Origin of the sequence: Mycobacterium sp. P7213, from assembly GCF_900604305.1 — a bacterium.
Classification (GTDB): Bacteria; Actinomycetota; Actinomycetes; order Mycobacteriales; family Mycobacteriaceae; genus Mycobacterium.
Map to the genome: position 1 here is coordinate 80,978 of NZ_UWOA01000011.1, position 10,204 is coordinate 91,181.

Consider the following 10,204-nt stretch of genomic DNA (forward strand, 5'->3'; position numbering starts at 1 on the left):
CGGGCGACTAACACAGTCACACGCGTAACACAGGGCACACTAGTAACAACAACTATGCCTGGAGGGTGCTGCCGTGTACCGAGTGTTCGAAGCCCTTGATGAACTGGGCTCCATCGTCGAAGAGGCCCGTGGCGTGCCGATGACGGCAGGCTGCGTGGTACCCCGCGGTGACGTCCTGGAACTGATCGACGACATCCGCGACGCCATCCCCGGAGAACTGGACGACGCTCAAGACGTCCTTGACGCCCGCGACTCGGTCCTCAACGAGGCCAAGGAGCACGCGGAATCGATGGTCAGCTCGGCTACGGCCGAAGCCGACTCGCTGGTCAGCCATGCGCGCGCGGAAGCCGACCGGTTGCTGGCCGACGCCAAGGGGCAGGCTGACCGGATGGTGGCCGAGGCCCGCGGACACAGCGAGCGGATGCTCGGCGAAGCCCGCGAGGAAGCGGCCCGGCTCAGCGCAACCGCCAAGCGCGAGTTCGAGACCGCCACCAGCCGCGCCCAGGCGGAATGCGATCGGCTGGTCGAGAACGGCAACGCCGCCTACGAGAAGGCCGTGCAGGAAGGCATCAAGGAACAGCAGCGGCTGGTTTCGCAGAACGAGGTGGTGACCTCGGCCCGTGCCGAATCCACCCGGCTGATCGATTCGGCGCACGCCGAGGCCGACCGGATGCGCGGCGAATGCGACATCTACGTCGACGCCAAGCTGGCCGAATTCGAGGACTTCCTCAACGGCACGCTGCGTTCGATCAACCGTGGTCGTCACCAACTGCGTACCGCCGCGGGCACTCACGACTACGCGACTCGCTGACCCGAGAACGCCAAGTAACGCGCTGCGTAGAATCGCGGCATGGCGAGGCACCCTGGCGCAGGTATGAAGGCAGCACGGCGGCAGCTGCCTGCGCCGTTCGTGGTCGATGTCTCCCGGTTGGGACGGCGCCCCGGTGCATTGATGCCGCTGCAGGAGCAGCGGATCAGCCCCACCCGCATCGGGCTGGATCTGGTGGCGATTCCTGCGGATGGCGCAGTCGATCTGGATCTGCGGGTGGAGTCGGTCTCGGAGGGGGTTCTGGTCAGTGGCGTGGTCTCAGCGCGCACCACGGGCGAGTGCGCGCGGTGCCTGCAGCCGCTGACCGGCGATGTCGAGGTCGAGTTGACTGAGTTGTACGCCTACCCCGACAGCACCACCGACGCCACCACCGACGACGACGAAATGGGCCGGGTCGTCGATGACGCGGTGGACCTCGAACAGGCCATCGTCGACGCGGTCGGCCTGGCTCTGCCGCTGTCCCCGCTCTGCGTCCCGGACTGTCCGGGACTGTGCCCCGACTGCGGGGTGGTGCTGTCCAGCGCCGAGCCCGGCCATCACCACGACAAGATCGATCCGCGCTGGGCGAAACTGGCCGGAATGCTGGAACCGCAGGACGGCGGCGGGCCGAGCGATGACGGTGAGCGGTGAGCCGTCCCCGGCAAGCGGTGCTGGATGCACTCGGCGTCGACCTCGCCGACGACCTGCTCACGCTGGCCGTCACGCACCGCAGTTACGCCTACGAGCACGGTGGCCTGCCCACCAATGAGCGCTTGGAGTTCCTGGGCGATGCGGTGCTCGGACTGATCATCACCGACGAGCTGTTCCACCGCCATCCCGACCGGCCCGAAGGAGATCTGGCCAAGCTGCGCTCCAGCGTGGTCAACACCTCTGCTCTGGCCGATGTGGCGCGCCGCCTGACCGAGGACGGGCTAGGGGCTCATCTGCTGCTCGGCCGGGGCGAGGAGAACACAGGCGGCGCCGACAAATCCAGCATCCTGGCCGACGGCATGGAGTCTTTGCTGGGGGCGGTGTACCTCCAGCACGGAATCGACACCGCCCGCGAGGTGATCCTGCGCCTGTTCGGTCCGCTGCTCGATACCGCGGCCACCCTGGGTGCCGGTCTGGATTGGAAGACCAGCCTGCAGGAACTGACCGCCGCGCGCGGCCTGGGCGTACCGTCCTATCAGGTCACCTCCACCGGACCCGATCACGACCGCGAGTTCACCGCGGCCGCTGTCATATCGGACACCGCGTACGGCACCGGCGTCGGGCGCACCAAGAAGGAAGCCGAGCAGAAGGCCGCGGCCGCGGCCTGGCAGGCCTTGGATGGTGCGGTCAACGACCCACAGCAGGCCTGAGAATGCCCGAACTTCCCGAGGTCGAGGTGGTTCGGCGTGGCCTGAACGCGCACCTGGTCGGGCGCACGATCACCGGGGTGCGGGTGCACCATCCACGGGCGGTGCGCCGCCACGAGGCCGGTCCCGCCGATCTGACCGGCCGGCTGCTGGGCGCCCGGATCACCGGCACCGACCGGCGGGGCAAATACCTGTGGCTGCTGCTGAGCGGTGCGGTGGCCGACGAGGCCCTGGTGGTGCACCTGGGTATGAGCGGTCAGATGCTGCTGGGGGAGCTGCCCGACACCAGGCACCTGCGGATCGCCGCCGTGCTCGACGACGGGACGAAAGTCAGCTTCGTCGACCAGCGCACCTTCGGCGGGTGGCAGCTCACCGATCTGGTCGCGGTGGACGGCAGTGTGTTGCCGGTACCGGTCGCCCACCTCGCCCGCGACCCGCTGGACCCGCGCTTTGATGCCGAATCGGTGGTTGAAGTGCTGCGGCGCAAGCACTCCGAGATCAAACGCCAACTTCTCGACCAGACCGTGGTGTCGGGAATCGGCAACATCTACGCCGACGAAGCACTGTGGCGAGCTGGGATTCGCGGCACCCGAACGGCCGACCGACTGTCCCGGCCGCGGCTGCGGGCACTGCTGGCTGCCGCGGCAGAGGTGATGAACGACGCGCTCGCCGCCGGCGGCACCTCGTTCGACTCGCTGTACGTCAACGTCAACGGTGAATCCGGCTACTTCAGCCGGTCACTGGACGCCTACGGCCGTGAAGACGAGCCGTGCCGGCGTTGCGGGACTCCGATTCGCCGGGCGAAGTTCATGAATCGATCGTCGTACTTCTGCCCGAACTGCCAACGCTGACACGGGAAGTCGATCGGGGTCACTCGAAGATGTCACGATAGACCCGGCCCGGAGGCAGATTCGGATCGACGAACCACTCGCGACCGAATGCGACGCCGGCCACTTGCGGGGGAAGGCGCATCAGCACCGCGAACAGACGTGCCGCGGCCGCGCTCGCGCCGATCTGAGAGCGATGCGCGGCGAAGGCATCCCGCTTCTGCCGGGCGAACCGAAACACATTGATGCGGTGCGTGATGCTGGATGCCGGTGCGTAGGCGGTGCGTACCACCTCACGTCCGTAAGGCGCCGGCAGATGCAGTAGGCGAGCGCCATGCTCGACCCGGGTCAGCATCTCGCGGGGCATCGTCGCCTCGAGCACACGCGGCGTCGCGGCGATCTGCGCAGCCCGCTTACCGACATGATGGACGCGCACGTGATCACGGTGGCCGTAGCCGCCATTGGACTGATAGCTCAGGAGCAGATCAGCGTCTTCGTCACGCAGGATGGCCGCCAGTCGCTGCGCCGCCTCCTCGATGTCGGCGCGGGCGAACCTGACTCGCCCCGGCGGATCGGGATAGAACTCCGCGCCGAACCCACTGTCGGCGTAGCCCAGACATTCGACTCGGTGTGCGCCGAGGGTCGTTGCGCTCGCGTGCAATTCGGCCAGCCGATCGTCGTCGCCGTTATTGACGCGGCCATCGGTCGCCACCACCACCACGACGCGATGCCCCCCGGCCGCCGCCCGCGCCAGAGTTCCCCCGGTCAGAATCGCCTCGTCGTCGGGATGGGCGTGGAATGCGACCACTGTCGCCATAAATATCGAGTATGCCCGCGGTGGCCCGCTGGGTCAGCGCCGCAGCTGCGCGACGCGCCGTCGAACGTCCTCGCCGGCCTTGATCAGTGAACCGCAGTCGAACGGCGGTTGGGGGTCGTACTCGATCAGGAGCTGAATGGCGCAGGCCGTTTCGGCGTCGGCCAGCAACTCGGCCAGCCGCAGCGCCATGTCGATGCCGCTGGAGACCCCTGCCGAAGTGACCAGCCGCTGCGGCAGATGCTCGACCACCCGTTGCTCCACGTAGCGGGCGCCCAGGTGTTCCAGCAGTTCGACGGCGCTCCAATGGGTGGTCGCGGTCAGCCCGTCCAACAGCCCGGCGGCGGCCAGCAGCAGGGAGCCGGTGCACACCGAGGCGGTGAACCTGGTGTGGGTGTGCGTCGTGCGCACCCAGTAGAGCAACTCCGTGTCGTCGAGCAAGACCCGCGTCCCGACACCGCCGGGGACGACCACGACCTCCGGTGCGGTCAGCTCGTCGAATCGGGCATCGCAGACGATTCCGAGCATCCCGTTATCGCTGCGGACCTCGCCGCGGCGGTGCCCGACGAAAATCACCTCGACGTCCGGGAGCCGTTGCAGCACCTCGTATGGCCCGATGGCGTCCAGAGCGGTGAATCGCGGGAAGAGCGGGATCGCTACCTGCACGGATGTCCCCTCGGCTGTTCGGCGAATGGTGTTGCGGGGAAAGCCCGACAATAACGTGAAGCGGCGCAAAAGAATTCGTTTCGACGGGATACGCAGCGCTTCTTGCAGATGCGGAATGAGAAACTTAGCGGGTCACCGCCGTCGGCCTAGCGCAGGTTCGGCGCCGTCACGGCTGCAAAGATGTCCCCATGACGGATTTATGGGTGGAGCGCACCGGGACCCGCCGCTATATCGGACGCAGTTCGCGGGGCGCGCAGGTGCTGATCGGCAGTGAGGACGTCGCCGGCGTCTTCACCCCCGGGGAGTTGCTCAAGATCGCGTTGGCGGCATGCAGCGGAATGTCCAGTGACGCCCCGCTGGCCCGCCGGCTCGGCGACGACTACCAGGCCACCATCGAAGTCTCCGGCCCCGCCGATCGGGAGCAGGAGCGCTATCCGCTGCTGGAAGAAGTCCTGAAGCTGGACCTCTCGGGTCTGGACGATGCGGAGCGGGATCGGCTGCTGACCGTCGTGTACCGGGCGATCGATCAGGTCTGCACGGTGGGCCGCACACTGAGATCCGGTACTGAGGTGCGCCTTGCGATCGACTCCGGTGACCGGTCCTGACGTCCGCCTGTCCGCCTGGGTGCACGGCCACGTCCAGGGCGTCGGCTTTCGGTGGTGGACGCGTTCGCGGGCACTGGAGCTGGGCCTGACGGGCTACGCCGCCAACCGGCCCGGCGGCCGCGTACACGTCGTCGCTCAGGGCCCCCGCGCGGACTGCCAGCGCCTGCTGGAGCTGCTGCAGGGTGGCGCCACGCCGGGCCGGGTGGACACGGTCGTCGTCGACTGGACGGACGTCGGGGACCCGATCGACGGATTCGCCGAACGCTAGACCGGTAGTCTCACACCCCGTGCACCTCAAGAGTCTGACGCTGAAGGGCTTCAAGTCCTTCGCCGCGCCGACGACTCTGCGCTTCGAACCGGGCATCACCGCGGTGGTCGGACCCAACGGTTCGGGCAAGTCCAACGTGGTCGACGCGCTGGCCTGGGTGATGGGGGAACACAGCGCCAAGACCCTGCGCGGCGGCAAGATGGAAGACGTCATCTTCGCCGGTACCTCCTCGCGCGCCCCGCTCGGTCGCGCCGAGGTCACCGTCACCATCGACAACTCCGACAACGCGCTACCGATCGAGTACGCCGAGGTCTCGATCACCCGGCGGATGTTCCGCGACGGCGCCAGCGAGTACGAGATCAACGGTGCCAGCTGCCGGCTGATGGACGTCCAGGAACTGCTCAGCGACTCCGGCATCGGCCGTGAGATGCACGTCATCGTGGGTCAGGGCCGGCTGGCGCAGATCCTGGAGTCTCGCCCCGAGGACCGCCGGGCCTTCATCGAAGAGGCCGCCGGGGTGCTCAAGCACCGCAAGCGCAAAGAAAAGGCGGTCCGCAAACTGGACGCGATGGCGGCCAACCTCGCCCGCCTGACCGACCTGACCACCGAGTTGCGCCGCCAGCTCAAACCACTGGGCCGCCAAGCCGAGGTCGCCCGGCGTGCGGCCACCATCCAAGCCGACCTGCGCGACGCCAAGCTGCGGCTGACCGCAGACGACCTGGTGTCGCGGCAGGCCGAGTTCGCCGGAACTACCGACGCCGAGGCCACGCTGCGCCGCGAGCACGACCAGATCACCGAGCGTCTGGCGGTGGCTGCCGACGAACTGACCGCCCACGAGTCCGCGGTCGCCAGCTTGACCCAGCGCGCCGAGGGTGCCCAGCAGACCTGGTTCTCGCTGTCCGCGCTGGCCGAGCGGGTCAGCGCCACCGTGCGTATCGCCACCGAACGCGCACACCATCTCGACGACGAGCCGATCACCACCGCCGGCGTCGACCCCGACGCGCTGGAGGCCGAGGCCGAGCAGGTGGCCGCGGCCGAGCAGCAGCTGCTGGCCGAACTGGCCGAGGCCGGCATCCGGCTGGAGGCGGCCCGCGCCGAGTTGGCCGAACGGGAGCGCCGCAGCACCGAGGCGGAGAAGGCGCATCTGGCTGCCGTTCGTGCCGAAGCCGACCGGCGTGAGGGCCTGGCCCGGTTGACCGGTCAGGTGGAGACGATTCGGGCTCGCGTCGAGTCGATCGACACTCACGTCGGGCAACTGTCGACGCGTATCGAGGAGGCCGCCGGGCGGGCTCAGGCCGCCCAGGCGGAGTTCGAGACGGTTCAGGGCCGGGTCTCCGAGCTCGATCAGGGCGAAGTCGGTTTGGACGAGCACCACGAGCGGACCGTGGCCACCTTGCAGCTGGCAGATGAGCGCGTCGCCGAACTGCAGGCCGCCGAACGCGCCGCCGAGCGCCAGGTCGCTTCGCTGCACGCTCGTATCGAGGCGTTGTCGATGGGGCTGGAACGCCGGGACGGCGCCGCCTGGCTCACGGCGAACCACACTGGCCCCGGGCTGTTCGGGTCGATCGCGAAGCTGGTCAAGGTCCGCGCCGGGTACGAGGCGGCACTGGCTGCGGTGCTCGGATCTGCCGCCGATGCGCTGGCCGCGGAGGACGCCGGCGCGGCCCGCTCGGCGCTGCACGCGCTCAAGACCGCTGACGGCGGGCGGGCGGCGATCGTGCTGGGGGACTGGCCACTGCCGGCCACCGGACAGCGCGCAGAACTGCCGGACGGAGCGCTGTGGGCAGTGGAGCTGATCGAGGCCCCCGAGAAGTTGCGCGGTGCGCTGACGGCCATGCTGTCGGCGGTGGTGGTGGTCGACGACCTGCCCAAGGCGCTGGAGCTGGTGGCCGCACGCCCCAGGGTGCGCGCGGTGACGCTAGACGGTGATCTGGTCGGTGCGGGCTGGGTCAGCGGTGGATCGGATCGCAAGCCGTCCACCCTGGAGATCAACAGCGAGATCGACAAGGCCCGCGCTGAACTGGCCGCCGCCGAGACACAGGTTGGCGAACTCGGCGCGGCTCTCGCCGGAGCGCTGGCCGAGCAGTCCGCGCGCCGGGACGCCGCCGAGCAGGCACTGGCCGCCCTCAACGAGTCCGACGCCGCTATCGCTGCCACCCACGAGCAGCTGGGCCGGCTGGGGCAAGAGGCGCGCGCCGCCGAGACCGAGTGGCGCCGGCGGCTGCGTGAGCGTGACGAGCTCGAGGCCGGCCGGGCGCAGACCGTCACCGAGCTGAGCGAGCTGGAAACCCGGCTGCGTAACGCCGAAGAAGATCAGCCGACGGCCGCCGTCGAGCCGGTGGATCGCCAGCAGATCGCGGCCGCAGCGGAGGCGGCGCGCAGCGTCGAGGTGGAGGCCAGGCTGGCGGTGCGTACCGCCGAGGAACGCGCCAATGCGGTACGCGGCAAGGCGGATTCGCTGCGTCGGGCGGCTGCGGCTGAACGCGAGGCGCGGGTCCGCGCCGAGCAGGCCCGCGCCGCGCGCGCACGCGCGGCGACGACGGCCGCAGCGGTGGCCGATGCCGGCAGTGCGCTGGCCCAGCGCCTGCAGCATGTGGTGATCGCGGCAGCGCGGATCCGTGACGGGCTGGCCAGTGAACGTCAGCAGCGGGCCGCCGCGATGGTCGCCGTCCGTGACGAGGTGAACTCCCTGAGCACCCGGCTGACCGCACTCACCGAGGCACTGCACCGCGACGAAGTCGCCAAGGCGCAGGCCGCGTTGCGCATCGAACAACTCGAGCAGACCGTGCTCGAGCAGTTCGGCATGAGTTCGGCAGATCTGATCGCCGAGTATGGACCGGATGTCGCGCTGCCACCGACCGAACTGGAGATGGCCGAGTACGAGCAGGCCCGGGACCGCGGCGAACTGGTGATGGCTCCCGCCCCGATGCCCTTCGACCGCGCCACCCAGGAGCGCCGGGCCAAACGCGCCGAACGCGAACTGGCCGAACTGGGCCGGGTCAACCCCCTGGCGCTTGAGGAGTTCGCGGCGCTCGAGGAGCGCTACAACTTCTTGTCCACCCAGCTCGAGGACGTCAAGGCGGCCCGCAAGGACCTCCTCGATGTGGTCTCCGACGTTGACGCGCGCATCCTGCAGGTCTTCACCGACGCCTACGCCGACGTGGAGCGCGAGTTCACCGAGGTGTTCGCGGCGCTGTTCCCCGGAGGCGAAGGCCGCCTGCTGCTGACCGACCCCAGCGACATGCTGACCACCGGGGTTGACGTCGAGGCCCGTCCGCCCGGCAAGAAGGTCAAGCGACTGTCGCTGCTGTCCGGCGGGGAGAAGTCCCTGACGGCCATCGCCATGCTGGTGGCGATCTTCCGGGCCCGCCCGTCGCCGTTCTACATCATGGACGAGGTCGAGGCCGCGCTCGACGACACCAACCTGCGCCGGCTGCTGGCGCTGTTCGAGATGCTGCGGGCCCGCTCCCAGCTCATCGTGATCACCCACCAGAAGCCGACGATGGAAGTCGCCGACGCGCTGTACGGGGTGACCATGCAAGGTGACGGGATCACCGCGGTGATCTCCCAACGCATCCGGGGCGAAGAGCTCGTTTCCAGCCCGGGCTAGCCTGTCCGCCTCGGCCCGCCAAGACCCTGAAACAATGGCGCGGTGTCTGAAGGTCTCTGGATCGCCCTAGCGGTCGCTGCCGCGCTCGTCGTCATCGCCGCACTGGTCTTCGGCTTGGTGCGCCACCGCCGGCGGCGTATCAGCCTGTCCGCGCCGCAACGCGAGAGTCTGGACCGTTCCGGCGGCTACACCGCCTCCTCGGGTATCACCTTCAGTCGCACGGACACAGCGGAGCCGCCAGCCCCCATCATCGGCGACGATGCGACTGTTCCTCGTGATGCGCCCCGGCGCACCATCACCGACATAGAACTGCCCGAAGCGCCGCCCGAAGTCCCTTCCGCCGAGCCCCAGGCACCGCCGGCGCCAGCGGCCGTCGAGCCGGACATCGAGCCGGTTGAAGGCCGGATGGAGCGGCTGCGCGGGCGGTTGGCCAAGTCGCAGAACGCATTGGGCCGCGGCATGCTCGGGCTGCTGGGCGGCGGAGACCTCGACGATGACTCCTGGCAGGACGTCGAGGACACCCTGCTGGTGGCCGACCTGGGCCCGGTGGTCACCGAATCGGTGGTGAATCAATTGCGCGGACGCCTGGCCGGCGGCCAGGTGCGCACCGAGGCCGAGGCGCGCGCGGTGCTGCGCGACGTGCTCATAAGCGAGCTGCAGCCCGGTCTGCAGCGTTCCATTCGGGCCCTGCCGCACGACGATCACCCGTCGGTGTTGTTGGTGGTCGGGGTTAACGGCACCGGCAAGACGACCACCGTCGGCAAACTGGCCCGCGTACTGGTGGCCGATGGCCGCCGAGTGGTGCTGGGGGCGGCCGACACGTTCCGGGCCGCCGCCGCCGACCAGCTGCAGACCTGGGCGGCGCGGGTGGGCGCTGAGGTGGTGCGCGGCGCCGAAGGCGCGGACCCGGCCTCGGTGGCGTTCGACGCTGTCGACAAGGGCATCGCCGACGGCGTCGATGTGGTGGTGATCGACACCGCGGGACGGCTGCACACCAAGACCGGTCTGATGGATGAGCTCGGCAAGGTCAAGCGGGTGGTGGAGCGCCGCGCCGCCGTCGACGAGGTGCTGCTGGTCCTGGACGCCACCATCGGGCAGAACGGCCTGGCCCAGGCCCGGGTGTTCGCCGACGTCGTCGATATCACCGGGGTGGTGCTGACCAAGCTGGATGGAACCGCCAAAGGGGGGATCGTGTTCCGGGTGCAGCAGGAGCTGGGGGTACCGGTCAAGCTGGTGGGGCTGGGGGAG

General features: G+C 69.2%; 10 protein-coding genes. 8 read left to right on the forward strand and 2 right to left on the reverse strand.

Going from position 1 to position 10,204, the window contains the following annotated elements; translation table 11 throughout:
• The first annotated feature begins 73 nt into the window (after positions 1–73).
• From sepIVA to mutM, 4 genes are read left to right on the forward strand one after another with little or no spacing between them, the layout of a single operon-like run.
• Positions 74–811 carry a cell division protein SepIVA gene (gene sepIVA / locus EJK91_RS06080; RefSeq protein ID WP_024443254.1) on the forward strand — a complete coding sequence of 246 codons (738 nt, stop codon included), beginning with the start codon at positions 74–76 and terminating at the stop codon, positions 809–811.
• 39 nt (positions 812–850) lie between these two features.
• Positions 851–1,459 (forward strand): YceD family protein, encoded by a 609-nt coding sequence (locus EJK91_RS06085; protein ID WP_024443253.1) that lies wholly within the window; start codon positions 851–853, stop codon positions 1,457–1,459.
• On the forward strand, positions 1,456–2,169 hold the full coding sequence (gene rnc, locus EJK91_RS06090) for a ribonuclease III (protein WP_024443252.1): 714 nt from the start codon (positions 1,456–1,458) through the stop codon (positions 2,167–2,169). Before EJK91_RS06085 ends, rnc begins: the two co-directional genes overlap by 4 nt.
• 2 nt (positions 2,170–2,171) lie before the next feature.
• The gene (mutM, locus tag EJK91_RS06095; RefSeq protein WP_125078484.1) at positions 2,172–3,017 is read left to right on the forward strand and encodes a DNA-formamidopyrimidine glycosylase; all 846 of its coding nucleotides are present in this window, start codon (positions 2,172–2,174) and stop codon (positions 3,015–3,017) included.
• Positions 3,018–3,036: 19 nt separating this feature from the next.
• Here the strand turns inward: mutM and EJK91_RS06100 are convergent, their stop codons facing one another.
• Together EJK91_RS06100 and EJK91_RS06105 are read right to left on the reverse strand one after the other, a co-directional pair.
• Positions 3,037–3,810: a PIG-L deacetylase family protein gene (locus EJK91_RS06100; RefSeq protein ID WP_125078485.1), complete on the reverse strand. Its 774-nt coding sequence runs from the start codon at positions 3,808–3,810 to the stop codon at positions 3,037–3,039.
• A gap of 33 nt (positions 3,811–3,843) precedes the next feature.
• Positions 3,844–4,473 (reverse strand): DJ-1/PfpI family protein, encoded by a 630-nt coding sequence (locus EJK91_RS06105; RefSeq protein WP_024443249.1) that lies wholly within the window; start codon positions 4,471–4,473, stop codon positions 3,844–3,846.
• 188 nt (positions 4,474–4,661) lie between these two features.
• On the opposite strand from EJK91_RS06105, the gene EJK91_RS06110 reads away from it, so the two are divergent.
• From EJK91_RS06110 to ftsY, 4 genes are all read left to right on the forward strand, one after another.
• Positions 4,662–5,078, forward strand: coding sequence for an OsmC family protein (locus EJK91_RS06110; protein ID WP_125078486.1), 417 nt, complete (start codon positions 4,662–4,664; stop codon positions 5,076–5,078).
• A complete protein-coding gene (locus EJK91_RS06115) occupies positions 5,065–5,346 on the forward strand; it encodes an acylphosphatase (RefSeq protein ID WP_125078487.1) in 282 nt (93 codons plus the stop codon). Before EJK91_RS06110 ends, EJK91_RS06115 begins: the two co-directional genes overlap by 14 nt.
• Positions 5,347–5,365: 19 nt before the next feature.
• Positions 5,366–8,956, forward strand: coding sequence for a chromosome segregation protein SMC (smc, locus tag EJK91_RS06120; protein ID WP_125078488.1), 3,591 nt, complete (start codon positions 5,366–5,368; stop codon positions 8,954–8,956).
• Between the two features lie 42 nt (positions 8,957–8,998).
• On the forward strand, positions 8,999–10,204 hold a 1,206-nt coding region (gene ftsY, locus EJK91_RS06125; RefSeq protein ID WP_125078489.1), incomplete at its 3' end, for a signal recognition particle-docking protein FtsY.

Bases quoted from the DNA above. Each gene is read 5' to 3' on its own strand.
- EJK91_RS06110 (WP_125078486.1), top strand. From the start codon at position 4,662: ATGACGGATTTATGGGTGGAGCGCACCGGGACCCGCCGCTATATCGGA.
- EJK91_RS06085 (WP_024443253.1), top strand. From the start codon at position 851: ATGGCGAGGCACCCTGGCGCAGGTATGAAGGCAGCACGGCGGCAGCTG.
- EJK91_RS06100 (WP_125078485.1), bottom strand. From the start codon at position 3,810: ATGGCGACAGTGGTCGCATTCCACGCCCATCCCGACGACGAGGCGATT.
- mutM (WP_125078484.1), top strand. From the start codon at position 2,172: ATGCCCGAACTTCCCGAGGTCGAGGTGGTTCGGCGTGGCCTGAACGCG.